This is a genomic window from Microbacterium elymi (assembly GCF_021582895.2).
In the GTDB taxonomy this organism is placed as follows: domain Bacteria; phylum Actinomycetota; class Actinomycetes; order Actinomycetales; family Microbacteriaceae; genus Microbacterium; species Microbacterium humicola.
In genome coordinates, this window is record NZ_CP091139.2 from 413,314 (window position 1) to 437,345 (window position 24,032).

Annotated in this window: 18 protein-coding genes and 9 pseudogenes; 9 read left to right on the forward strand and 18 right to left on the reverse strand. The window is 71.5% G+C overall.

Annotated elements, in window-relative coordinates; genetic code table 11:
- Positions 1-19: 19 nt before the first annotated feature.
- The 6 genes and pseudogenes from L2X98_RS02310 to L2X98_RS02335 form a co-directional block, all read right to left on the reverse strand.
- A pseudogene (locus tag L2X98_RS02310) lies at positions 20-526 on the reverse strand (DUF501 domain-containing protein); the annotation flags it as partial.
- 126 nt (positions 527-652) lie between these two features.
- Entirely contained in the window at positions 653-1,171 is a 519-nt protein-coding gene (locus tag L2X98_RS02315) for an FtsB family cell division protein (protein ID WP_259612196.1), read from the reverse strand.
- A gap of 26 nt (positions 1,172-1,197) precedes the next feature.
- Positions 1,198-2,480, reverse strand: a pseudogene (gene eno / locus L2X98_RS02320) (phosphopyruvate hydratase).
- A 77-nt stretch (positions 2,481-2,557) separates the two neighbouring features.
- Positions 2,558-3,874, reverse strand: a complete 1,317-nt coding sequence (locus L2X98_RS02325) for a YdeI/OmpD-associated family protein (protein ID WP_259612197.1) — start codon at positions 3,872-3,874, stop codon at positions 2,558-2,560.
- Positions 3,868-4,092 carry a hypothetical protein gene (locus L2X98_RS02330; RefSeq protein WP_259612198.1) on the reverse strand — a complete coding sequence of 75 codons (225 nt, stop codon included), beginning with the start codon at positions 4,090-4,092 and terminating at the stop codon, positions 3,868-3,870. The genes L2X98_RS02325 and L2X98_RS02330 overlap by 7 nt, the downstream gene beginning before the upstream one ends.
- Positions 4,089-4,439: a GntR family transcriptional regulator gene (locus tag L2X98_RS02335; protein ID WP_259612199.1), complete on the reverse strand. Its 351-nt coding sequence runs from the start codon at positions 4,437-4,439 to the stop codon at positions 4,089-4,091. The genes L2X98_RS02330 and L2X98_RS02335 overlap by 4 nt, the downstream gene beginning before the upstream one ends.
- A 78-nt stretch (positions 4,440-4,517) precedes the next feature.
- Here L2X98_RS02335 and L2X98_RS22045 point away from each other — a divergent pair, with 78 nt between their 5' ends.
- Complete coding sequence (locus L2X98_RS22045) at positions 4,518-5,213, forward strand: PaaI family thioesterase (protein WP_435526240.1); 696 nt, start codon at positions 4,518-4,520, stop codon at positions 5,211-5,213.
- Here L2X98_RS22045 and L2X98_RS02350 read toward each other — a convergent pair.
- Entirely contained in the window at positions 5,163-5,495 is a 333-nt protein-coding gene (locus L2X98_RS02350) for a DUF6597 domain-containing transcriptional factor (RefSeq protein WP_259612200.1), read from the reverse strand. The genes L2X98_RS22045 and L2X98_RS02350 overlap by 51 nt on opposite strands.
- Here L2X98_RS02350 and L2X98_RS02355 point away from each other — a divergent pair.
- Positions 5,447-5,973 (forward strand): annotated as a pseudogene (locus L2X98_RS02355) (VOC family protein). The gene L2X98_RS02350 and the pseudogene L2X98_RS02355 sit on opposite strands and share 49 nt — an antisense overlap.
- Before the next feature lie 24 nt (positions 5,974-5,997).
- Here L2X98_RS02355 and hisS read toward each other — a convergent pair.
- The 5 genes and pseudogenes from hisS to L2X98_RS02380 form a co-directional block, all read right to left on the reverse strand.
- The gene (gene hisS / locus L2X98_RS02360; RefSeq protein ID WP_259613159.1) at positions 5,998-7,266 is read right to left on the reverse strand and encodes a histidine--tRNA ligase; all 1,269 of its coding nucleotides are present in this window, start codon (positions 7,264-7,266) and stop codon (positions 5,998-6,000) included.
- Between the two features lie 474 nt (positions 7,267-7,740).
- Positions 7,741-8,040: pseudogene (locus tag L2X98_RS02365) on the reverse strand (MazG nucleotide pyrophosphohydrolase domain-containing protein); the annotation flags it as partial.
- On the reverse strand, positions 7,998-8,807 hold the full coding sequence (locus tag L2X98_RS02370) for an alpha/beta fold hydrolase (RefSeq protein WP_259612201.1): 810 nt from the start codon (positions 8,805-8,807) through the stop codon (positions 7,998-8,000). The gene L2X98_RS02370 and the pseudogene L2X98_RS02365, both read right to left, overlap by 43 nt.
- Positions 8,808-8,856: 49 nt before the next feature.
- A complete protein-coding gene (locus tag L2X98_RS02375; RefSeq protein ID WP_259612202.1) occupies positions 8,857-9,885 on the reverse strand; it encodes a Na+/H+ antiporter NhaA in 1,029 nt (342 codons plus the stop codon).
- Positions 9,886-10,054: 169 nt separating this feature from the next.
- Positions 10,055-10,657 carry a gamma carbonic anhydrase family protein gene (locus tag L2X98_RS02380; protein WP_259612203.1) on the reverse strand — a complete coding sequence of 201 codons (603 nt, stop codon included), beginning with the start codon at positions 10,655-10,657 and terminating at the stop codon, positions 10,055-10,057.
- Between the two features lie 145 nt (positions 10,658-10,802).
- Between L2X98_RS02380 and gdhA the strand changes: the two are divergent.
- Positions 10,803-12,142: pseudogene (gene gdhA, locus L2X98_RS02385) on the forward strand (NADP-specific glutamate dehydrogenase).
- Positions 12,143-12,144: 2 nt separating this feature from the next.
- Here the strand turns inward: gdhA and L2X98_RS02390 are convergent.
- Both L2X98_RS02390 and L2X98_RS19805 read right to left on the reverse strand, forming a co-directional pair.
- Positions 12,145-12,645: a DUF2156 domain-containing protein gene (locus L2X98_RS02390; protein ID WP_259612204.1), complete on the reverse strand. Its 501-nt coding sequence runs from the start codon at positions 12,643-12,645 to the stop codon at positions 12,145-12,147.
- Positions 12,644-13,675, reverse strand: a pseudogene (locus tag L2X98_RS19805) (phosphatidylglycerol lysyltransferase domain-containing protein); the annotation flags it as partial. The gene L2X98_RS02390 and the pseudogene L2X98_RS19805, both read right to left, overlap by 2 nt.
- 461 nt (positions 13,676-14,136) lie before the next feature.
- On the opposite strand from L2X98_RS19805, the gene L2X98_RS02400 reads away from it, so the two are divergent.
- Both L2X98_RS02400 and L2X98_RS02405 read left to right on the forward strand, forming a co-directional pair.
- Positions 14,137-14,391, forward strand: a complete 255-nt coding sequence (locus L2X98_RS02400) for a hypothetical protein (protein ID WP_259612205.1) — start codon at positions 14,137-14,139, stop codon at positions 14,389-14,391.
- A gap of 18 nt (positions 14,392-14,409) precedes the next feature.
- Positions 14,410-14,613 carry a hypothetical protein gene (locus L2X98_RS02405; protein WP_259612206.1) on the forward strand — a complete coding sequence of 68 codons (204 nt, stop codon included), beginning with the start codon at positions 14,410-14,412 and terminating at the stop codon, positions 14,611-14,613.
- 16 nt (positions 14,614-14,629) lie between these two features.
- Here L2X98_RS02405 and L2X98_RS02410 read toward each other — a convergent pair whose 3' ends face one another.
- The 4 genes and pseudogenes from L2X98_RS02410 to L2X98_RS02425 form a co-directional block, all read right to left on the reverse strand.
- The gene (locus L2X98_RS02410) at positions 14,630-15,943 is read right to left on the reverse strand and encodes an alpha/beta hydrolase (RefSeq protein WP_259612207.1); all 1,314 of its coding nucleotides are present in this window, start codon (positions 15,941-15,943) and stop codon (positions 14,630-14,632) included.
- A 90-nt stretch (positions 15,944-16,033) separates the two neighbouring features.
- Positions 16,034-19,615: pseudogene (mfd, locus tag L2X98_RS02415) on the reverse strand (transcription-repair coupling factor).
- A 39-nt stretch (positions 19,616-19,654) separates the two neighbouring features.
- A pseudogene (pth, locus tag L2X98_RS02420) lies at positions 19,655-20,238 on the reverse strand (aminoacyl-tRNA hydrolase).
- Positions 20,239-20,241: 3 nt separating this feature from the next.
- Positions 20,242-20,859, reverse strand: coding sequence for a 50S ribosomal protein L25/general stress protein Ctc (locus tag L2X98_RS02425; protein ID WP_259612208.1), 618 nt, complete (start codon positions 20,857-20,859; stop codon positions 20,242-20,244).
- Positions 20,860-21,098: 239 nt separating this feature from the next.
- Between L2X98_RS02425 and L2X98_RS02430 the strand changes: the two genes are divergently transcribed.
- From L2X98_RS02430 to L2X98_RS02445, 4 genes and pseudogenes are all read left to right on the forward strand, one after another.
- Positions 21,099-21,224 (forward strand): hypothetical protein, encoded by a 126-nt coding sequence (locus tag L2X98_RS02430; RefSeq protein ID WP_259612209.1) that lies wholly within the window; start codon positions 21,099-21,101, stop codon positions 21,222-21,224.
- A gap of 102 nt (positions 21,225-21,326) precedes the next feature.
- Positions 21,327-22,731: pseudogene (gene gnd, locus L2X98_RS02435) on the forward strand (NADP-dependent phosphogluconate dehydrogenase).
- Between the two features lie 53 nt (positions 22,732-22,784).
- Positions 22,785-23,231: a VanZ family protein gene (locus tag L2X98_RS02440; RefSeq protein ID WP_259613160.1), complete on the forward strand. Its 447-nt coding sequence runs from the start codon at positions 22,785-22,787 to the stop codon at positions 23,229-23,231.
- Positions 23,232-23,280: 49 nt separating this feature from the next.
- On the forward strand, positions 23,281-24,006 hold the full coding sequence (locus L2X98_RS02445) for a response regulator transcription factor (protein WP_259613161.1): 726 nt from the start codon (positions 23,281-23,283) through the stop codon (positions 24,004-24,006).
- The last annotated feature ends 26 nt before the right edge of the window (positions 24,007-24,032 follow it).

Consider the following 24,032-nt stretch of genomic DNA (forward strand, 5'->3'; position numbering starts at 1 on the left):
CGCTGCGGACGACAGCAGAGGCCCCGGCTTGCGCGCAGGCGCAGCGCTCGGGCGACCAGCCGGAGCGGGCCAGCGCCGCATCCCCGATCGGGTTGACACCCGGTCCGGCCGCGAGAGCGTGACCGGCCAGCGCGTGCAGGCACTTGACCCGGGTGGGCATGCCGCCGGCCGACACGCCGTCGATCTCGGGCACCTCGCCGTACGCGGCGCGATCCGCCAGGTACGCGGCGTGCGCCAGGCGGTAGGCGTCGGCGACCTCGTCGTCGGCGAGCAGTTCGGCCAGCTCGGGCATCTTGTGCTCGGCCTCCAGTCGCGACATCGCGGCCGTGGCGGCCGGGTGGGTGAGGTAGTAGAACGTCGGGAACGGAGTCCCGTCCGGCAGTCGCGGCGCGGTGGCCACCACCGTGGGGTTGCCGCACACGCACCGGGCCGCCACCCCGACCACGCCGCGCGCGGGACGACCGAGCTGAGCGCGGAGCACGGCGAGATCGGTGTCGGTCACGGCGGCGAAGGGCGGGGTCGTCACGTCTCCCAGGCTATCGGCGCCCGCTGGGACGGCGCTGATCGGGACGGCGCTGATCGGGACGGCGCTGATCGGGACGGCGCTGATCGGGACGGCGCTGATGGAGACGGCGCTGATGGGGATGCCGCCTCAGTGCGAGTCCTGCGGCCCGACGGCGGTCCGCGCCAATCCGGCCTGCGCGACCGAGCGCACCAGCTGCGACATCCAATCGGTGTCGGTCGCTTCGACGGCGTCGCTGACCGGCGCCTTCTCGCGTGGGATGTCGGAGGTGGGCAGATCGTCGTCGACGAGGTAGACCACCTCGCCCGGCTTGACGTAGTACAGCCGCTCCCGCGCCTGCGCGGTGATGTAGGCCGGGTCCTTGTACCGCTCACGCTGGCGCTGCAGGTCGGCGACCTCGTCCTTGGTGAGCTGGACCGACTCGCGCAGGGCGGCGATCTGCTGGCGCTGGCCGACCGCGGTGCTGATCGTCGGCACGAGCACGAATACGGCGAGCACCACCAGTCCGAGCATGATCACGGTGAAGCCGGACAGGCGGGATCCCGCCATCCAGCCGCGCACGTCGACGCGGCGCCGTGCGGCGGCCGTCTCTTCCCGTGCCGGCGCCGGGCGGGAAGCAGAGGAGAGGGGGGCGGGTCTCTTGGCCACGACTCCCCCTCTCGTTCGCGTCGCCGTCAGCTGGTGAAGCGCGGGAAGGTTGCGCGGCCGATGAACTCCGCCGCATCGCCCAGCTCTTCCTCGATGCGCAGAAGCTGATTGTATTTCGCCACACGCTCGCTGCGGGCGGGCGCGCCGGACTTGATCTGACCCGCGTTGACGGCGACCACGAGATCGGCGATGGTGGTGTCCTCGGTCTCGCCGGACCGGTGCGAGAACATCGCCGTGTATCCGGAGCGATGGGCCAGGTCGACGGCATCAAGGGTCTCGGAGAGCGTGCCGATCTGGTTCACCTTCACCAGCAGTGAGTTGGCCACCCCCAGGCCGATGCCCTTCGCCAGGCGCTCGGGGTTGGTGACGAACAGGTCGTCGCCGACCAGCTTGCGTCTTCCCGCCGAGCCGGTCGGTGAGCAGCTTCCAGTCGTCCCACGCGTCCTCGGCCAGGGCGTCCTCGATCGTGACGATCGGGTAGGCGTCCACCAGATCGGCGTAGTAGTCGATCAGCTCCGGGCCGGTCCAGTCCTTCTGGTCGAGGCGGTACACCCCGTTGTCGTAGAACTCGGTGGCCGCGGCATCCAGCCCCAGCGCGATATCTCGCCCGGGCGTGAAGCCGGCCTTCTCGATGGCCGTGATCAGGAAGTCGAGGCCCTCGCGGTTGTTGGGCAGGTCGGGGGCGAAGCCGCCCTCGTCGCCGAGGCCGGTGGCGAACCCGGCCGCCTTCAGCTCGCCCTTCAGGACGTGGTAGGTTTCGGTGCCCCAGCGCAGCGCCTCGGAGAAGTCGGCGGCGCCGATCGGGGCGAGGAAGAACTCCTGCATGTCGATGCCGTTGTCGGCGTGCGCGCCGCCGTTGATGACGTTGAACAGCGGCACCGGGCAGCACGTGCGCGTTCGGGCCGCCCAGGTAGCGGAACAGCGGCAGATCGGCACTGTCGGCGGCGGCCTTGGCCACGGCCAGGCTCACGCCGAGGATGGCGTTGGCGCCGGTGCGCGACTTGTTCTCGGTGCCGTCGGTCGAGATGAGGATCTCATCGACGATGCGCTGCTCGCTGGCCTCGGTGCCCTCCACCGCGGGGCCGAGCTCGTCGATCACCGCGGCGACGGCCTTGCGCACGCCCTTGCCGCCGTACCGGCCCTTGTCGCCGTCACGCAGCTCGTACGCCTCGAACGCGCCGGTGGAGGCGCCGGACGGGACGGCCGCGCGCTGGACGATGCCGTCGTCCAGCAGCACCTCCACCTCGACGGTCGGGTTTCCGCGCGAATCCAGGATCTCGCGCGCGTTCACAGCCTCGATAAGTGCCACAGGGACTCCTTGCATGATGGGAGGTGCAATCTCGGAGCATCGTCGGTCCGAGGTCGAGTCTAGCGAGGCGGTGCAGGTCACCCCAGGCTGGCGCGCACCTTCTCGACCACCGCGGCGATGCGGCGCTCGCGGGTGGCCTGCTGCTTGGCCTCGACGACCGAGCGCACGTGCTCCTTGCGGTGGGTGAAGGCCAGGGCATCGAAGCCGGCGCGCAGCGCGGGGTCGGCATCCAGCGCCGCGGCGAGGTCGTCGGGCACCTCGACGACGCGGTCCGCGGTGTCCAGTTCGATGACCGCATCCACCGTCTGGCCGATCTCGACGCCGAGCTCGGCCCGCGCGGCCTTCGACATGCCGATCAGGTTGTGCCCGCCCATCACGCCGAGTCGGAGCAGGGCCGTGCGCCCGCCGATGGTGACCCGCACGGCGGCACGCCGGCCGCCGCCGAGCTCCTCGACCTGCTCGTCGGTCAGTTCGATCGCGGTCGCCGGTCCGTGCGGTTCCAGCACGGTGTTCAGATGCAGAGCCATGCTCCGATCCTCTCCCGAACCAGCGGTGTCTGTCACCCCATCGGCGGCTGCGGGCGGCCGGGGGCGGATGCCGCTCGCTCGCGCAGCGCGTTCAGCAGCCCAGCGGCGGTGGCGGCATCGTCGACGGTGACCACGAACACCCGGCCCCCGCCGTGGACCACCTGCAGCGCCTGGCCGGTGCGCAGCACGATGCCCCGGCGCCCGTCGACGGCGATCCGCCAGCCCCATCCGCCGAACTCGGCGAACGGCGAGACGGTGACGACCTCGGCCTTCTCGATGCTCTCCAGCCGGATGCGGGTGGTCGGCCAGCCGAGGACCGAGCGCACGCGCAAGCCCCTCCGCCGACACGCGCACCCGGAACGCCACGCCGGCCGCGGCGGCCACGATCAGCAGGAGCGTCGTGCCGATCATGATCCACATCGCGCGCGGATCGCCGATGGCCACGACGGCGGCCGTGCCGATCAGCATCAGGACGAGGGCGATGCCGAGGACGATCTGCCCGCTGCGGGCCATCGCCACGCTCCCGTACCACACGGCCCGCTCGTCTCCGGCCAGCGGCAGGGGTGCGGCATCCGTGTCCGCGCCCGCCGGGCCCGCGGGGACGGCGGGCTGCAGGAACCAGCCGAGCACACCGAGGGCGAGCATGAGACCGAGTCCGGCGAAGACCCACGGCGTGATGTCGGGCGCGTCGGCGGCATCGGCGAGCCCGCGCTGCACGCCGACGCTCACCAGCGTGGTCACCGACATCATGCCGGACAGGCCCAGGCTCAGGGCGCCGAGGAAGCGCGCGGTCGGCGACCACTGCGGCCCGTCCGGGGAGCGGGGCGGAATCCGGTGCGAGAGGAGCACCAGCACCGCGATCAGCACGATGGCGACCGCCGGAACGCCGAATCCGATCGCCGGGTACGTCCATGCCGGGCCGAAGCCGTCCGGCGCCGCTCCGCCCGACCAGTGCGTGGCCGCCGGGTCGGGCAGCTGGGCAGCCAGATCAGGACCACCAGGGTGGACAGCACCGTGATCACCGCGGGCAGCACCACCCCCACCCAGATGAAGGCACGGCGGGCGCGGCGGATCTCGGGGGTCATAGGCGGGTCTCCTTCACGAGGGCGGCAAGGGTGGTCGGCGACAGTCCGAGGGCGACGCCCCGGACCACGAGGGCGCGGATGTCGTCGGCGAGTTCGGCCAGCGGCGCGGCGGCATCGGTGACCAGCACGCCGCGCCCGCGCCGGATGTCGACCAGCCCCTCGTCGCGCAGCAGCTGGTAGGCGCGCAGCACCGTGTGCACGTTGACCCGGAGGGATGCCGCGACCTCGCGCGCGGCGGGGAGCCGGTCGCCGGCGCGCAGCCGGCCGGCGGCGATCTCTGCGCGCACGGACGCGGCGACCTGATCGAACAGAGCCGCGTCGCTGGCGGGGTCGATGCGGATGAGCACCGCATTATTCTATTACAGCTAGAACAACCGCGCACGCACGAAGTGCGAGCGGCCGGCGGATCCGGCACACTGGCGACCATGACCCCGCGACGCCTCGCCCTGATCATGAGCCTGTGGATCCCCAACCTGTGCAGCGGCATCCGCGTGCGCCGGTTCGCGGATGACTGGACCAGCGCCACGGTCGAGCTGCACGTGAACCCGATCACCCGCAACTACGTGAAGACCGCGTTCGGCGGATCGATGTCGGCGATGACCGACCCGTACTTCTTCATGCTCGTGATGCACCAGATCGGCCGCGACTACGTGGTCTGGGACACGAAGGGCGAGATCGAGTTCCGAAAGCCCGGCCGCGGCGTGCTCACCGCCCGGTTCGAGGTGCCGCCGGCCAAGATCGCCGAACTGCGTGAGCGGGCGCACGGCGGCGCCAAGGTGCTGGAGTGGTTCGAGACCGACATCACCGACGCCGAAGGCGACGTGGTCGCCCACGTGCGCCGCGAGGTGTACGTGCGCGAGAAGCGCCGGGTCACCGAGGCGCGATCCTCAGCTCGGGGACCGATCGCATCGGTAGCGCGAGGCCGTGAACCCGAGCACCCTGCGGAAGTCGCTGGCCAGGTGCGCCTGATCGGCGTAGCCGAGTTCCGCGGCGATCCCGGCCAGCGGCTCGTCCGGATGCTCGCGCACCCGCCAGCCGCGCCTCACTTGTGCGGGCGCCCACCTGTTCGTTCAGCCAGGCACCCAGGCGAGCGGATGCTGCGGCCGCCCCACCCGGCATGACGGCGCGGATGCGCGCCACCAGTTCCGGAGCCGCGACCGCGATGGAGCCGTCGACCAGGCGCACGGGCTCCGCAGCGAGGGCCTCCAGCGCCGCCGGCCGAGCAGCGCGCCCACCGCCCAGGCCGTGCCGGTGAGGACCCGTTCGGTGCGGCGGGTGGCGGCGCCCCACAGCCGGACGTCGTCCGGGCTGACCACCAGATTGGCCGCCGGGTAGGCGAGCACCTCCTGCGTCGATGCGGCGCCGGGCGGCAGATCCCACTCCGGCACCCAGAACCAGGCCACCAGGTCGGCCGCCTCGACCTCCGGACGGCCGGCCGCACACGGCGACCAGCATCACCCCGTTCCTGGCCATCCGCAATGCGCGAGGTGCGCTGGAGTTCTACCGCGACGTGCTCGGCGCCCGGGTGACCGATGTCACCGAGTTCGACGGCGTGGTCGCCCACGCCGGCCTGGACTTCGGGCTGGGCTGCTGCAGATCGGGGAGCCGTCGCCGGCGTACGATCTCGTGCCGGCACCCGACGGGAACGGCAGCTGCCATTCGATCGGGCTGTACGTCGCGGACGTGGATGCCGTCGTTGCGCGGGCGGCGGCGGCCGGCGCGACGGTCCGGGAGGCGCCGTCCACGTTCGTCTCCGGCGATCGGTACGCCAGCATCCGCGATCCGTTCGGCGTGCGCTGGTCGCTGATGACCCGGGTGGAGGATCTGTCCGAAGCCGAGAGTGTCGCGCGCGTGGCGGAGTGGGCCGCTCAGCAGGGCTGAGCAGCGTCCATCCCCGGGCGCGACTCATCCCAGCGGCTTGAGCTCCGGCTCGTCCTGGCCGGCCGCGACCGTCGCGAACCGGGTGTAGCCGTCGGCGGCGGCCCGCTCCAGCAGCGCCTTCAGGTTCTTGGTACGGGTCTCCAGCCGGACCCGGATCCCCTCGGCCACGAACCGCGCCTTCAGTGCGGCCAGTTCGGCCACGGGCACGTCCTTGTCGTGCACGAGCACGACCGATCGGGCCGCGGCATCCTCCTCGGGCGCCACCAGATCCACGATCCGCTCGAAGCCGATGGAGAAGCCGACCGCGGGCACGTCCTGCCCCAGAAACCGGCCGATCATGCCGTCGTAGCGCCCGCCGCCGCCGAGCGAGTACGACACCGACGGGTGGGCCAGCTCGAGGATCGTCCCGGTGTAGTAGCCCATGCCGCGCACGAGGAACGGGTCGAACACGAGCGGGATGGCCTCGCCGGCCGGCCGCGCCGCGGCGACCGCGGTCCCGATCCCCGCCAGGTGTGCGACGACGTCGTCGGGGGCGCCGTCGGGCAGCGCGCCGCGGATCTGCTGCTCGCCGTACGGCGGGGTCTGCAGCGCCTGCGGCCGGAGCAGGAACGCCTCGAAGGCATCCACCGCGGCCGTGTCGGCGCCGCGCTCGCGCAGTTCGGCGGCGACCCCGGCCGGACCGATCTTGTCCAGCTTGTCGATGGTGATCAGCACGCCCGAGCGCTGTTCGGGGGCGAACCCGAACGTCTCCAGCATCCAGTCCAGCACGCGACGGTCGTTGATCCGGATGCTGCCGCCGGCCAGTCCCAGGGCGTCCAGCGTGTCGAGGGTCGCCACGGCGAGTTCTGCTTCGGCGCGCGCCGACGCATCGCCGATGATGTCGATGTCGCACTGCACGAACTGCCGGTACCGGCCCTTCTGCGGCCGCTCCGCGCGCCAGACCGGCGCGATCTGGATCGAGCGGAAGACCGTCGGCAGCTCGGCCCGGTGGGTGGCGTAGAACCGCGCCAGCGGCACGGTCAGGTCGTACCGCAGCCCCAGGTCGGCCAGCCTTCCGACGGCGAGCGCGGCCGGCTCGTCGGCGGCGGCGCGGATCGCGTCGGCGTCCAGCCCCCGGCGCAGCACGTTGTAGGCGAGCTTCTCGTTGTCGCCGCCGATGCCGGCGTGCAGCCGGCCGTACTCCTCCATCACCGGGGTCTCGATCTCATCGAAACCGTGCGCGCGGTACCGCTCCCGGATGACGGCGAGCACGCGCTCGCGGCGAGCCTTGTCGGCGGGGAGGAAGTCGCGCATCCCGCGCGGCGGAGTGACGGTGGGCACGACTCTAGCTTTCCAGATCCCGGGCACCGCTCCGTCCGCCCGGGACCGCGGCCGCCGCCTCGGCGGTGCGGACCTCCGACTGCAGGCGCCGCAGGCGCTCGCGGAGCGCCCGCTCGGCATCCCACCCGCGCTCCCGCGCGTCGGCCACGAGTGCCAGCAGGGCGTCGCCGAGGTCCTCTTCGGACTGGGGCTGCGGCTCGGACCCCCCGCGCGAGGCGAGGGCGCTGCGACGGGCGAAGCCCTGCCCAGCAGCTTCTGCGCGAGCGCGAGCGACGGCATCCGCTCACTGACCCCGTCCAGCACGCTCGTGCGTGTGCGCTTCTCCTCGGCCTTGGCCGCGTTCCACAGCACCAGCACCTCATCCGGCGTGCGCGCCACGGCGTCGCCGAAGACGTGCGGATGCCGGCGCACCATCTTCTCGCCGAGCCCGCGTGCCACGTCGTCGATGTCGAACGGGTCATCCGGGTCGCGCGAGGCGATCTCGGCGTGGAACAGCACCTGCCAGAGCAGGTCGCCCAGCTCCTCGCGCAGGTCTGCGCGCGACCCGGTCTCGACGGCGTCGATCAGCTCCGCACTCTCCTCGACCAGATACGGCACGAGGTCGCGGTGCGTGATCTGCTGGGTCCACACGCACTTGTCCCGCACCTCGTGCATCACCTCGGCCGCCGCCCGCAGCGGCTCGCCCCGCTCCGGCGTCATGTCACTCACGCGTCCTCCCGCAGGAAGGACGCCGCCCGGGCGCCCCATCCGCGCACCTCGGCCAGAGGAGCGGACACCCCGAACCGCGAGCCGGGGATCAGATCGTGCAATCCACGCCCGGTCGAGACCGGATGCCCCGGGTCATCCGCCCAGCTGAGCACGAGCGTGGGGATCGCCAGACCGCGCAAGCGCATCCGGATCGGGGAGGTCGCTGCGGGCAGCCCTTCGAGCACCGCGGGCAGCACCCGGTCGCCCACGGCCACCGGCAGCGGGGCGTCCAGCTCGGCGAAGATGCCGGTGGGCGGCGCCATCGCCATCGCGCGATCGAGTGCCGTCCGCCCCCCGGAGGCCACCATCGGGACCAGCCGGCGGTACAGCTCGGCCTGCGCGGCGCGCGTATCCCACGCCGTCGGGGGCGCCGTCAGCACGAGTCGGCGGAACCGCTCGGGTGCCCGGACGGCGGCGTGCAGAATCGCGCCGGTGCCCATCGAGCAGCCGATCGCCGCGACCGGCTCGTCGGGGTCGATCAGCTCGAGCAGCGCCAGCAGGTCCGCGCCGAGGGACGACCATGTGTATTCGTCCGGATCGGCTCCGCCGCCGGACACGCCGTGTCCGCGCCAGTCCAGGCGCACCAGACGGAACCCGGCCGCCACGATCGGCGCGAAGTCGTAGACACCGGCATCCACCATCGTCCATCGGTCGTGGGTGACGCCGTGCCCCCACACCACCGTGGGTCCCTCGCCCTCCACCGACCACGCCAGCCGCGCCCCGCGGATCTCGGCATCGTGCTCAACCCGCACCAGCTCCTGCCTCATGCGCTCGCTCCGATCCTGCTGTGGTGGCGTGCACGCCACGATACGACGATCACCGCCAGCACGAGCGAGACGCCCGATCCGCACAGCACGCCGAGCACGGCCTCGTCGCGCAGCGCGTCCCCCGCGAACGCGAGATTGGCCAGCAGAGCGAGACGGTGAATCCGATGCCTCCCAGGGCTCCCGCGGCCAGCAGGTCGCCGAACGGCAGGCGTGCCGCCCGCGGCACCCGCAGCCCGCGCTGCGCGATCCATCCCGCCCCCGTGATGCCGACCAGCTTGCCGACCGGCAGTGCGACGACGATGCCCCAGAACACCGGCGACAGCCCGTCGCCGCCGATCGCCGGGATCGCCACGAGCGCGGCCGACAGCGCGAACAGCGGCAGGATGACGCCGTTCACCCACGGCTCCAGCGTGTAGCGCGCACGCAGCCCGGGCCTCTGCGCGATCGCCAGCCCGAGGAGGACGCCGGCGATCGTCGCGTGCACGCCGGACGCGAGCATGGCGGCCCAGGCGGCCACCGCGAGCACGATCATCGCCGCGACGATGGCGCGACCCCCAGGACCGCCCAGCCGTCGGCTCAGCACACCGAACACGACGACCAGGACGACCGACAGCACGAGCAGCCACAGATTCACCCCGTGCGCGAACAGCACCGCGATGAAGACGATTCCGATGATGTCGTCGAGGATCGCCAGCGCCAGCAGGAACACCCGGACGGTCGGCGGCAGCCCGCGGCCGAACACGGCCAGCACGCCGAGGGCGAAGGCGATGTCCGTGGCGGTCGGCACCGGCCACCCCGCGGCCAGGCCGGCCGGCGCGGCCACCGCGAGATACACGGCGATCGGCGCGACCACCCCGCCGGCGGCCGCGATCGCCGGCAGCACGGCCTTGCGCGCCGAGCCCAGCTCACCGCTGGTGAGCTCGTACTGCAGCTCGACGGCGACGGTGAAGAAGAACACCGCCAGCAGCCCGTCGGCGATCAGCTCGCCGACGTCGAGCAGGAACGGCGTCCCCGGGATGCCGACGTGCAGGTGCTGCACGGCGAACGCGCCGGATGCGGCTGGGGAGTTGGCCAGCACGAGCCCGCAGATCGCCGCCAGGCAGCAGGACGGCGGGGAAGCGTGCAGAGCGCAGCAGGGTCATGGCACCTCCGTGGGTCGGGCCGCCGCATCCGCGACGACCGCCGACCAGACTTCCCGGCACACCGCGCACCATGCTACCGACATGCGGCGGCGCTGCCCGCGCCGATCAGCCGTCCAGGCGTCGGTCGTCCGCGTGCCGGGACAGGCTGCGACCGTACCGCTCGGTGAGCTGGACGAGAAGGTCGGGGGTCTCCCGATCCAACCCGAACACGTAGCCGGGGAAGTCGAGTTCCTGCTGCTCCTGCCAGATCCGCTCGTGCTCGGCCGGGGGCAGGATCTGCACCGGGTCGCCCACCGCCACCCAGCCGATCGGCACGATGGTGCCCTCCGGCAGGTGCGTGCGCAGGTGCACCACCGCGTTGATCCGGACCTCGCATCCGGTGTCGATGTGCGCGCCGTTGAAGATCCGGGTGCCGGTGGCCAGGAACACCTCCGAGCCGATCGTGGCGCCCGAGATGCTGCACATCGGTCCCACCAGGGTGTGCGCGCCGATGTGCACCGGGTTGGTCGCGCTGGCGCGGACCAGCGCGTTCTCCATCACGATCACGCTGGCGCCGAGCGTGATCGGCCCGCCCTCCGAGGTGATCACTGCTCCGTGCAGGATCTGGCAGTCCGGGCCGATGGTCACGTCCCCGCTGATGACCGCGGTCGGCGCGATCACCGCCGTGGGGTCGATCTGCGGCTCGGCTCCGAGATGTTCGAACAGCATGCGCGCTCCCTTGCGAGGTCGGGCTTGTTACGTGCGGTCGCCTGGCCGCCAGCGTAGCGTCGGTAGAGTATGAAGGTTCGCGTGCGCGCGCGTTCCCCCCGCATCCGGCCAGAAAGCCTCATCCGTGACAACGACTCTCACCGCTCTGCCCTCGCCCGTCCGCAGCGTCTTCGAGACCGTACAGGACCGCAATCCGCATGAACCCGAGTTCCTGCAGGCGGTGCACGAGGTGCTCGACTCGATCGGGCCCGTGCTGGAGCGGCACCCGGAGTTCGCGGACGCGGGGATCGTCGAACGCCTCGTCGAGCCCGAGCGCCAGATCATGTTCCGCGTCCCGTGGACCGATGACGACGGCGGGCTGCACGTGAACCGCGGGTACCGCATCCAGTTCAACTCCGCACTGGGCCCGTACAAGGGCGGCCTGCGGTTCCATCCCTCGGTGAATCTGTCGATCATCAAGTTCCTCGGCTTCGAGCAGATCTTCAAGAACGCGCTGACCGGCCAGGGCATCGGCGGTGCGAAGGGCGGCAGCGACTTCGATCCCCGTGACCGCAGCGACGCCGAGGTGATGCGCTTCTGCCAGGCGTTCATGACCGAGCTGTACCGCCACATCGGCGAGCAGACCGACGTGCCCGCCGGCGACATCGGTGTGGGCGGCCGCGAGATCGGCTACCTGTTCGGCCAGTACCGGCGCCTGGTGAATCGGCACGAGTCCGGTGTGCTCACCGGCAAGGGGACGTCGTGGGGCGGCGCCGAGGTGCGCACCGAGGCGACCGGCTACGGCGCCGTGTTCTTCGTGCAGGAGATGCTGGCCGTGCACGGCGAGACGCTCGAGGGCAAGCGGGTGGGCGTGTCCGGGTCCGGGAATGTCGCCATCTACGCGATCGACAAGGCGCGTCAGCTCGGCGCGCTGCCGGTGACGGCCTCCGACTCCTCCGGCTTGCATCGTCGACGACGACGGCATCGACGTCGACCTGCTGCGCCAGGTGAAGGAGGTCGAGCGGGCCCGCATCTCGGAGTACGCCGCCCGGCGACCCGGTGCCCGGTTCATCGAGGGCGCGAATCCGTGGTCCGTGCCGGTCGAGGTGGCCATTCCGTCCGCCACGCAGAACGAGATCGACGACGCCGACGCGCGGGCTCTGATCGACGGGGGCGTACGGGCGGTCGCCGAGGGCGCGAACATGCCGTCCACGCCCGAGGCGGTCGAGGCGTTCCAGTCCGCCGGCGTGCTGTTCGGACCGGGCAAGGCGGTCAACGCCGGCGGCGTGGCGACCTCGGCGCTGGAGATGACCCAGAACGCCGGACGCGAGCGCTGGAGCTTCGCCGACAGCGAGCATCGGCTTGCGCGGGATCATGCGCGACGTGCACGCGGCCTCGTTCGGGGCGGCCCGCCGCTACGGCCACGAGGGCGACTACGTGGTCGGCGCCAACTGCGCCGGCTTCGAGCGCGTGGCCGTAGCGATGCTGGCCCAGGGCGTCATCTGAGCTCAGCGGGATCGCTCCGACAGCATCCGCATCAGCGCGAGCGTCTGCCGTGGTGATGCCGCCGGCAGGTAGGCGCGCGTGATCGCCCGACCCGCCGTCGGCAGGCTCGCGACATCCGCGTACGCCATGTGGATGCTGTCCAGCTCGGGATGGAACTTCATCTTGAACGCGAACAGCGAGCGGAAGCCGTAGACCGGCTCGAGAACATCGGCCAGCCAGGCCAGCAGACGTGACACCAGTGACGCCGCGGGCGGACTGTTCCCGGTCGAGGACGCACGACGGGCGAACGGCGCGCCGGACAGGCTCATCGACTCCACGCCCTCATCGCGCATGCGCAGCGCGGCGGTGGCGATCAGATAGACCATGATCTCGGCCATCGCCTCGTCGCCGCGGCGCATGAAGTCCAGCGTCCAGCCCACCAGCATCCCGTCCCGCCAGTTCGGCAGCCAGCTGGTGATCGCCTGCAGGTCGCCGGACGCGTCGACGGCCAGCAAGCGCCACATCCGGATCCTTCAGCTCCGCGAGGCCGCCGAGCGTGAAGCCGAGCTCGGGAAGCGCCTTCTCGGCGACCCAATGCTCGCTGAGCACCTCGATCTGAGCCGCCATCTCGGGCGGGATGTCCTCCCAGCGCGTCCAGACCGCGCCGATCCCGGCCCGATCCGCCTTGGCCAGAGCCTGGCGCACCCGCTTCCAGCGCCCGCCGGAGAAGTCCAGACCGGGCAGGCGCACGATCGTCTCTTCGCCGATGGCCACGCTCTGCCAGCCGCGGGCGTGCAGCACGGCGAGCGTGGTGTCGTGGATGCTGTAGAAGATCGGCGTCCAGCCGCGCCGATCGCAGAACCGGAGGAAGCCGTCGACGATCTCGCCCTCCCGACCGGGGGCGCACACCGGATCGGCGACCGTCAGCGCCACCTCGCCGATCAGCCGGTAGGCCACCGCACCGTCCCGGTCGGCAGCCACCCAGTGCCGGACGTCCTGCCAGGTGCCCAGGAACCCGAGGGTCCCGCCGCCGGGTGCATGCAGCAGCTTGCGGAACCGGATGCTGTCGCCGTCGTCCCCGTGGTGGGCGGCGTGCAGCAGGACGAGGAGCGCGACGATCACCACCGCCCAGAACGCCACCCCCGCCCATTGGTCGATGAGGGACATGACGCCGGGAGCGTGCGGCCCGGGACGGGGAAGGCCGCGTGCCAGCCCGGCCGGCAAAAGGACGGCCAGGAAGCGGCCGAACGTGGTCCACAGCCCGAGCCCGAGCCCGAGCGTCCCGCTGACCGCCGCGACGACCCCCCAGACGAGGAGGACACCGGCGAAGGATGCGCTGATCGTCACCCAGAACCGTCGAGCGGGCCGGCGGCCGCTGCGCACAGCGAACCGGTGCCGGGTCAGCACGAGAGCGACGACGACGGCGAACGGCACGCCGACGGCAAGCCCCGCCGCCAGAGCGAACCGCTCGCCCACCCGCTCCAGCCCGGCGGGGTTGAGCAGGCTGAGGATCCCCACGGCCGCTCCGGTGGCGACCAGACTGACCGCGCTCATCGCGAGCGCGGCGAACCACCCGGCGCGACGGCCGGCACGCAGGCCCCACGCGGCCGCCAGGCTGAGGGCGACCGGCACGAGGCTCAGCAGCACCGCGCCGACCCCGCGCGCCAGGCCGTGCACCGTGCCGGCGTCGCATCCGTTGTCGAAATACGTCGCGCAAGCGCTCGAACGCCTCGCCCCGGTCGACCTGCGCGAAGCCGGAGACGAGCAGGGAGAGGGGGCCGGCCACCGTGTGGCTCAGCAGGACGATCAGCGGCCCGACCCCGGTGACGGCCACGACGGCGGCCACCAGCATGCGCACCTCCGCGTAGGACATCCGCCGCCAGCGAGGCGGCATCGTCGGCGGCCGCGGAACCGCCAGACGCGCTCCCCGCTCCAGCAGGGCGCCCAGCGCCAGACCCAGCACCGCGGCGAGCACGCGGTAGAAGCTGTCCTGATCGCCGCCGTACAGGGCGAACGTGAGCACCGTCGCGAAGCCGATGACCCGGATCCGACGCCGGAACAGCGTCGGCGCCGACGCGCTGCCCAGCATCACCACCGCGAACACGCCGATCGCCGGATCGAGGGTCAGTTCCGGCCGTGCCAGCACCAGCAGCGGCGTGCCCAGCCAGATCGTCAGCAGGTGGATGCCGATGCCCGCCAGGATCGCCACGATTCCCAGGCCGAAGAAGCCCAGGACCGCGCGCGTCGTGCCGATCACGCGCTCGACGTAGGCCATCACGGTCAGCGCCATGGCTGCCGTCAGCACGGCTTCCAGCAGCGAGCTGGGCACGAGCAGGGCCGTCACCGGTGTCCACCACAGGTGCTCCTCGCCCGTGGTCGCCGGGCCGGCGGACAGCCAGCGGGTCGCCCCGGTGCGCGGCAGCGAGAACAGCCAGCCGCTGACCATCACGGTCACGGCCAGCGCGACCGAGAACGGATGCCGCGTCAGGTAGCGCCCCAGGACGCGCATCACCGTGACGGCGCCAGACCGAGCACCGGGTACAGCTGACCGAACGCGGCCAGCAGTCCACCGCTGAGCGCCGTCCCCACATGCGTCGCGCCGGCGATCTCCTGGAGCGAGACCGTGAAGCCGGCGCGGCGCAGCAGCTCGGCGTTCTGCACGGCATAGCCCGAGAATCGCGGGTCCAGTGCCCCCGCGGTGAAGAAGGCGTGGTGTCCGGCGAACTGAAGCCTGTTCTCCGCGACGAACACCGAGGGGCGCTGTGCGAGGTCGCGGACCTGATTCCCGCGGAACCCCTGGGCCAGCGACGTCCGGGGCTCGGACGCGCCCGGGAAGAGGTCGCCGGACAGGGAGATCATGTTGCCCCAGATCTTCGGATACTGCGCCGCCCACTTCAGCGCGCAGGCCCCGCCGTCGGAGTAGCCGGCGATCGTCCAGTCCTTCGGACTCGTCAGGACGTTCAGATGGCTGCGGGCATACCGGATGATGTCGGTGTTGAAGTACCGCGACACGTTCCCGAAGACCGAGTACGGCGAGCAGGCCGGCTGCCGACTGGGACTGCCCAGCTGGTCGGCGATGATCACGATCGGCGCCAGCCCGTGATGGCGCGCGGCCAGTGTGTCCAGCGCGGTGCGGACGTACGACGGGTTGGGGCGGCCCGGCTTGCCGTTCATCATCACGACCAGGGGCAGTGCGGGCGCGTCGGGCACGAGCGCCGCCGGCGGCAGGTAGATCGTGGCGTCCCGCGGCGCGAAACCGCCGGTCGACGGGATGCGCTCGGCCCCGGACAGGGTGCCGATGCGGCCCTTGTCGGGCATGCCGGCCGGCGGCCGCCATGTCAGGTCGATCGGCCTACCCGGGTGGGCGTCGTGGTGTGCGGGCAGGGCCGGCAGCGCACCCACCGACGGGAGCGTGTTGATGCCCAGCACGTCCGCGATGGTCGGCGTCAGCCCGAACCCCGCGTTGATGCCGAGGCCTGCCGACAGCGGCGCGAGCACGATCAGCAGTCCGGCGACCGCTTTGCGCCACCAGTGGGTGCGCCACAGGCTGGCGATCCCCAGTCCGATCCCGCCGCCGGCCAGCGACATCCACCATCCGGTGCCGTGCGGGAGCGGGACGCCGAAGGCATCGCTGGCATTGCACCACCAGACGATGCCCACACCCAGACCCGCACCGCCGAGCACGGCCGGCAGCGCCGTGATGATCCAGTTGCGGGTGTGATCGCGCACGAGGAGGACGATTCCGACGATCGCCGTGATCACCCAGACGGCGGCCGGGATCGGACCGCTCATGACGTTGAGGTTCAGGAACCATCGATCCATCTCGCCCGCTTCCGGCTCGTCCCCTGCCGCGTCTCGGCGGCGCGCGAGGTCAGCGTAGTCAGCGAAGCGTCGGCTGCGGTTCTGCGCCGGCTATGCGTTCGCCCGATGCGCGCTCGGAACTTCCTGCGGCCACAGCTGGTCGATCAGCTGACGCGCCCACGCGATCAGCTCGGCGTCCGGCATCCGATCGCCGTCGACGGTCGGCAGCGGCACGACGAGCGCCTCGCCGCCGGCGACCACCTTCGCCTTCGGATGCAAGCCGCATCAGCCGCACCCGCATCGAGTCGGGCAGATGCGCCGGCGCCAGGCGCAGGTTCGGTCCCATCGTGACCACGTCGGCCAGCCCGGCCTGGGCCGCGCGGCGCCGCAGGCGCGCCACCGCGATGAGCCCCTCGACCTCGGCGGGCGGCTCGCCGTAGCGATCGCGCAAGCTCGTCGACGACGCGATCGATCACATCGTCCGCGGCGGTGGCGGATGCGGCGGCCGACAGCTTCTGGTAGGCCTCCAGCCGCAGCCGCTCGCTGTCGATGAACGTCTCCGGGATGCGCGCGGCCACGGGCAAGCTCGAGCCGCAGCTCGGTCGGCCCCTCGGTCTCCTCCCCGCGGAACGCGGCCACGGCCTCGCCGATCATCCGCAGGTACAGGTCGAATCCGACCCCGGCGATGTGACCCGCCTGCTCGGCACCGAGCAGGTTGCCCGCTCCGCGGATCTCGAGGTCCTTCAGCGCGACCTGCATGCCCGAGCCGAGGTCGTTGTTCACCGCGATGGTCTCGAGCCGGTCGGCGGCGGTCTCGGAGAGCGGCTTGTTCTCGTCGTACATGAAGTACGCGTAGCCGCGCTCGCGCCCGCGCCCCACCCGGCCGCGCGAGCTGGTCGCAGCTGGCTGAGCCCGTACTTGTCGGCGCGGTCGATGATCATCGTGTTCGCGTTGGAGATGTCCAGCCCGGTCTCGATGATGGTGGTCGAGACCAGGACATCGGCGCGGCGCTCCCAGAAGTCGTCCACGACGTGCTCCAGCTGGTTCTCGCCCATCTGCCCGTGCGCGACGGCGATGCGCGCCTCGGGGACGAGCTCGGCCAGCTGCGCGGCCACGCGCTGGATGGACTGCACCCGGTTGTGCACGTAGAAGACCTGCCCCTCGCGCAGCAGCTCGCGGCGGATCGCCGCGGCGACCTGCTTGTCGTTGCGCGGGCCGACGTAGGACAGGATCGGATGCCGGTCCTCGGGCGGGGTCTGCAGGGTCGACATCTCGCGGATCCCGGTGACCGCCATCTCCAGCGTGCGCGGAATCGGCGTGGCGCTCATCGCCAGGATGTCGACGTTGGTCTTCAGCTTCTTCAGCGAGTCCTTGTGCTCCACGCCGAACCGCTGCTCCTCGTCGATGATGAGCAGTCCGACATCCTTGAACACCACCTTCTCGGTGAGGATGCGGTGCGTGCCGATGACCATGTCGATGGTGCCGTCGGCCAGGCCGGCGACGATCTCGCGCGCCTGCTTGTCGGTCTGGAACCGCGACAGTGCGCGCACCTGCACCGGGAAGCCGGCGAACCGCTCGGTGAACGTCTCGAGGTGCTGCTTGACCAGGAGCGTGGTGGGCACCAGCATCGCGACCTGCTTGCCGTCCTGGATCGCCTTGAAGGCGGCCCGGACGGCGACCTCGGTCTTGCCGAAGCCGACGTCTCCGGACGGCAGCCGGTCCATCGGGATCGGCTTCTCCATGTCGGCCTTGACCTCGTCGATGGTCTGCAGCTGGTCCGGGGTCTCGGCGAAGGGGAACGCCTCCTCCAGCTCGCGCTGCCAGGGCGTGTCCGGCCCGAACGCGTGGCCCTTGGACGCCATTCGCGCCGAATAGAGCTTGACCAGCTCGACCGCGATGTCGCGCACCGCCCGGCGCGCCCGGCCCTTCGCCTGCGCCCAGTCGCTGCCGCCCATCTTCGACAGCGCCGGGGCCTCTCCCCCGACGTACCGGGACAGCAGGTCGAGCTGGTCGGTGGGAACGTACAGCTTGTCGCCGGGGTAGCCCCGCCTGCTGGGCGCGTACTCCAGCACGAGGTACTCCCGCATGCTCTTGACCGCGTTGCGTCCGCCGGTGGACACCTCGCGCTGGGTGAGCTCGACGAACCGGCCGATGCCGTGGGTGGAGTGCACGACGTGGTCGCCCGGCTTCAGCTTGAAGCGGATCGACGACGTTGCGCCGACGCGAGGCCAGCTTCTTGACCACCCGGTTGTCGCCGCTGATGGTCCGCCCGTAGAACTCGGTCTCGGTCAGGACCGCGAGCTTGGCGTCGTCCACCTCGAACCCGCGCTCCAGGCTCGCCACCACGACATGGGCCACCCCGGGTTCGGGCGCCTCGAGCACTTCGTCGACCCGGCGGGCCGCGTAGCCGCGCTCGGCGAGGACGTCGCGGGCCCGATCGGCAAGGCCCGGTCCGGATGCCGCGACCACCACCCGGTAGCCGTCCGCCAGGAGGCGCCCGATGTGATCGGTCGCGCCCTCCACGTTCCCCTGGAACGAGGGCACGGGCCGGCCGTCGATGCGCGCCGCTTCGACGGCGCCCGAATCGAAGGCACTCAGCGCCCACCAGACCCCGCCGCGGGCGCGAGCGGCCTCGCGCAGCGCGGGCAGGGTCACGAAGTCGCCCGCGCCCAGCTCGATCGGCGCGTCGCCGCCGGCGGTGGCTGCGCTCCACGCGGCCTCGAGGAACTCGCGGTTGGTGTCGGAGAGGGTCAGCGCCCGGGTGACGGAGCGCTCCGGGTCCAGCAGCGCCACCGCCGTGGCGGCCGGCAGATAGTCCACCAGGGTCACCAGCTGGTCCACCAGCGCCGGCGTGAGCGACTCCATCCCCTCGGCGGGGATCCCCTCGGACAGCTTCTCCAGCATGCCGCGCAGACCGGGCGAGTGGTCCGCCAGCGCGCGGGCGCGCTCCCGCACCATGTCGGTGAGCAGCAGCTCGCGGCTGGGCAGCAGCCGCACATCGCGCACCTCGCCGGGAAGGCTGCGCTGGTCGGCCACCGAGAAGGCGCGGATCTGATCCACCTCGTCGCCGAAGAACTCGATCCGGTACGGGTGGTCCGCGGTCGGCGGGAAGACATCGAGGATGCCGCCGCGAACGGCGAACTCGCCGCGGCGCGAGACCATGTCGACCCGGTGGTAGGCCCGCTCCACGAGCAGGGCGCTGACCTCGGCGAGCTCGTGGGTGCGCCCGCCCACCGACAGTCTGAGCGGTTCGCCGTCGACCAGCCCGCCGGCGAGCGGCTGGAGGGCGGCGCGCACCGACGCGGTGACGATCAGCGGACCCCGCAGCTGCGGGTCGGCGGCATCCCATTCCCGGATCCGATGCAAGCCCTCCAGCCTGCGGCCGACGGTCTCGGCGCTGGGGCTGAGCCGCTCGTGCGGCAGAGTCTCCCATGCGGGGAAGTGCAGCACGGTGGCACCGGGCAGCAGCGCCTCGAGGGCGGGGCCGACGGCGTCCGCGCGGCGCCCGGTCGGGGTGATCACCAGCAGGGCGGCCGGTTTGTCGGCGAGCCGCCGCCGCTCCAGGAGGGACGCGAGCACGGGGGCATCGAGTCCTTCGACGAGGGAGAGGTCGGCGTCCACGGATGCCGCGGCCAGCGCCTCTCGCACGGTCTCGGCCTGCGCGAGGGCGCGCGCGATCCCGGGAACTGTCACTCCAGGAGTCTACGTTCTCCCGCCGACATGCTCCGCGTCTCACGTCCTCGGGGCATGGTGCTTCTGCTGGGCGGGCAGCAGTCCCTCGTCGATGAGCAGCTCCACCGCGTCGGCCGCGTCGCCGAGCACGAGCGGGAGCGCGGCGCGGTCTGCCGCGCTGAACGGGTCGAGCACCCAGTCGGCCGGGTCCTGCCGGCCCGGGGGCGCCCGATGCCCACCCGGACTCGCGGGAAGTCGGGTGTGCCCAGCGCCTTCGCGATGTCGCGTACGCCGTTGTGGCCGCCGTGCCCGCCGCCGACCTTGAGCCGGATCGCATCGAAGGGGATGTCGAGCTCGTCGTGCACCACGATCACGTGGGCCGGGTCGACGCCGTAGAACCGGGACAGGTTCGCGACCGGGCCGCCGGAGACGTTCATATAGCTGTTCAGCTTCGCCAGCACGACCTTGTCCGCGCCGGGGCGCAGCCACGTCTCGACCACGCGTGCACCGGCCTTGTGGGATCTGAAGCGCTCCCCGCGCCGAGCAGCCAGCTCGTCGACGACCATCTGGCCGACGTTGTGCCGGGTCGTCTCGTACTGCGGTCCCGGATTACCCAGGCCCACCACGAGCCACGTCTGCGGCATGGATCACTCCGCGGCGGGCTCCTCGGCGGGCGCCACCTCGGCGGCCTCCGCCTCGGTGGTCTCGTCCTCGGGCACGGATGCCGCGGCCGGCACCGAGATCGCGATGATCAGCAGGTCCTTCTCGTCCACGAGCGACGCGCCCTTGGGCAGCGCGATGTCGCCGGCGGTGAGGTGCTCGCCCTCTTCGCGGCCCTCGATGCTGACCTCGACGTGCTCCGGGATGTGGGTCGCCTCCACCTCGAGACGCAGGGTGGTCGTGTCGAGGTTGGCCATCGTGCCCGGCGCGGATTCGCCGACGACGATCACGGGGACCTCGACCTGCACCTTCTCGCCCTTCTTCACGACGAGCAGGTCGATGTGCTCGATGATCTGGCGCACCGGGTCGCGCTGCACGTCCTTGACCAGGGTGAGCTGGTGGGCGCCGTTGACATCGAGCTCGAGCACCGTGTTGGCGCGACGCACCAGCAGCGAGACCTGGTGGCCCGGCAGTGCGACGTGCACCGGGTCGGTGCCGTGGCCGTAGATGACGGCGGGGATCTTGCCGGCGGCGCGCAGACGGCGCGCGAAGCCCTTGCCGAAGTTCTCACGCAGCTCGGCGTGCACCTTGGTGTCGTCAGACATGTGTCTCTCCTCGCAGACCTGCGGGGCAGGTCCTGATGTTTCGGGGTCTGTGTTCAACTCGAACGCATGCGCGTGAGGAAAGCCGCAGGGCCTGCTTCACCGCGTCGATCACGGATGCCACTCGCCGCGCATCGGGTGCACGTGCGGCATCCCTCGCCGAAGTTGCGTCCCAAGTCTATCAGGCGGACCGATAGCATGAGGACGACGTCTGCGCACTCGACCCGCCCCAGGAGGAACACATGGACGCACAGCTCGCCTCGGACATGCTCCTGGGATTCATCGGCCTGGTCGTGCTCATCGGGGCGGTCAGCCTGGTGGCGTCGTTCTGGCACCTGGGCCGGCAGAACAACTACCGCAAGCACTGATCTAGGCTGGGATCATCCCTGTGATCCCTTCCTCAAGGAGTGCGCGTGACCGAGTCGAGCGACCAGCCCACGGCCAACATCGGCGTGATCGGCCTGGCGGTGATGGGCTCGAACCTCGCCCGGAACCTCGCCAGCCGCGAGGGCAACACGGTGGCGGTGTACAACCGCACGCAGGCCAAGACCGACGAGCTGCTCGCCGACCACCCCGAGGCCGGATTCGTCGCCGGTTCGTCCTACGCACAGTTCGCCGCGTCGCTGACGGTGCCCCGCACCGCGGTGATCATGGTCAAGGCGGGACGACCCACGGATGCCGTCATCGACGAGCTGGTGCAGGTGTTCGAGCCGGGTGACATCATCGTCGACGGCGGGAACGCGCTGTTCACCGACACCATCCGCCGCGAGCAGGCGGTGCGCGCCACCGGCATCAACTTCGTCGGCATGGGCGTCTCCGGCGGCGAAGAGGGGGCGTTGCGGGGCCCGTCGCTGATGCCCGGCGGGTCGGACGAGTCCTGGGTCACCCTCGGCCCGATCCTGAAGGGCATCGCGGCGATCGCAGAGGGCGAGCCGTGCGTCACGCACGTCGGCCACGACGGCGCCGGGCATTTCGTGAAGATGGTGCACAACGGCATCGAGTACGCCGACATGCAGCTGATCGCCGAGGCATACGACCTCATCCGGCGCGGCACCGGCCTGAGCCCCGCCGAGATCGCCGACGTGTTCACCGACTGGAACGCCGGCGAGCTGAACTCGTACCTGATCGAGATCACCTCCGAGGTGCTCCGGCAGACGGATGCCGCGACGGCCGCCCCGCTGGTGGATGTCATCGTCGACCAGGCCGGTGCGAAGGGCACCGGCGGCTGGACCGTGCAGACCGCGATCGACCTCGGGGTGCCGGTGTCGGGGATCGCCGAGGCGGTCTTCGCCCGGTCGCTGTCCAGCCACCCGGACCAGCGCGCCGCGGCTCGCGCAGCTGCCCGGCCCTGCCGAGCCGCTTGCGGTCACGGACGCCTCCGGCTTCATCGAGGACGTCCGCCTGGCGCTGTTCGCCTCGAAGATCGTCGCCTATTCGCAGGGGTTCGACGAGATCCGCGCCGGTGCCGCGCAGTACGACTGGAGCATCGACCTGGGCGCGGTCGCCGAGATCTGGCGCGGCGGGTGCATCATCCGCGCCCAGTTCCTGAACCGCATCTCCGAGGCGTATGCGCAGACCCCCGATCTGCAGGTGCTGCTGACCGCGCCCTACTTCGTCGAGGCGCTGGAGCGGGCGCAGGCGGCCTGGCGCCGGATCGTGGCGACGGCGGCGCAATCCGGCATCCCCTCTCCCGCCTTCTCGTCGTCGCTGGCATACTACGACGGCCTGCGCGCGGACCGCCTGCCGGCCGCACTGATCCAGGGGCAGCGCGACTTCTTCGGTGCGCACACCTACCGCCGCACCGACCGGGAGGGCACGTTCCACACGCTGTGGTCGGGCGACCGCAGCGAGATCGAGGCAGAGGACACGCACTGACCGAGCTGCGGGTCTCTCCCGGCCTGCGTGTGCAGCGCACCGCGGCCCGCCTCGTGCTGACCGCACTGACGGCCGGCTACCTGTGGGCGGTCGGCTGGATGACGCTGCGCGCGCGGCCGTACGGCGCCGACATCGCGAACGGGCTGGATCGCCTGCTGCAGTGGTTCGCGCAGCACTCCTCCACCGCCTGGATCACGTTCGACCGGGTCGAGTTCGCCTCGAACGTGGTGATGTTCGTGCCGCTGGGCGTCCTCGCCGTGCTGTGGTTCGGCGTGCGCGGCTGGTGGACCGCGCCGGTGGTCGGACTGCTGGTCAGCGGCGCGATCGAGTCGGCGCAGGCGCTGCTGCTGTCGTCGCGCGTGCCGGATGTGCGCGATATCGTCGCCAACACCGCCGGAGCCACCCTGGGGATGCTGTTCATGCGCTGCTGGCGTTCCTGCTGCTGCCGCGAAGATCCTGACCGCGGCCCTTCCGAGACTCACAGGATCGCCATAGGCTGAGCCATAGCTCCCTCACAGCGGGATGACGAGAATCGAGACATGACCATGACTGCCTGCCGGTTCCTCCCTCCACCGCGCGGACGGCGCCGCCCCGCGCATCCTCGTCGTCGACGACGAGCAGATGCTCACCGATCTGCTGTCCATGGCGCTGCGGATGGAAGGGTGGGACGTGCACACCGCGGCGTCCGGATTCGAAGCGCTGCAGGCCGCCCGCGACTACCAGCCGGACGCCCTGGTGCTGGACATCATGATGCCCGACCTGGACGGGATGAGCGTGCTCGAGCGGCTGCGTCATTCGGGCAACAACGTCCCGGTGCTGTTCCTGACGGCGAAGGACTCGGTCGGCGATCGGGTCGCGGGCCTGACCGCCGGCGGCGACGACTACGTCACCAAGCCGTTCAGCCTCGAAGAGGTGGTGGCGCGGCTGCGCGGGCTGATGCGGCGCTCGGGGACCGCCCAGGACGTGGAGGCCGAGCCGATCCTGCGCGTGGGCGACCTGTCCCTGAACGAGGACAGCCACGAGGTCGAGCGCTCCGGCCGACAGATCGAACTGACGGCCACCGAGTTCGAGCTGCTGCGCTATCTCATGCGCAACCAGCGCCGGGTGGTCTCGAAGGCCCAGATCCTGGACCGCGTGTGGAACTACGACTTCGGCGGCCGCTCCAGCGTCGTCGAGCTGTACATCTCGTATCTGCGCAAGAAGATCGACCAGGGCGAAGAGCCGCTGATCCACACGGTGCGCGGCGTCGGGTACATGATCAAAGCGCCCCAGTGACCGCTCCGCTCGCATCCCGGCGGGCC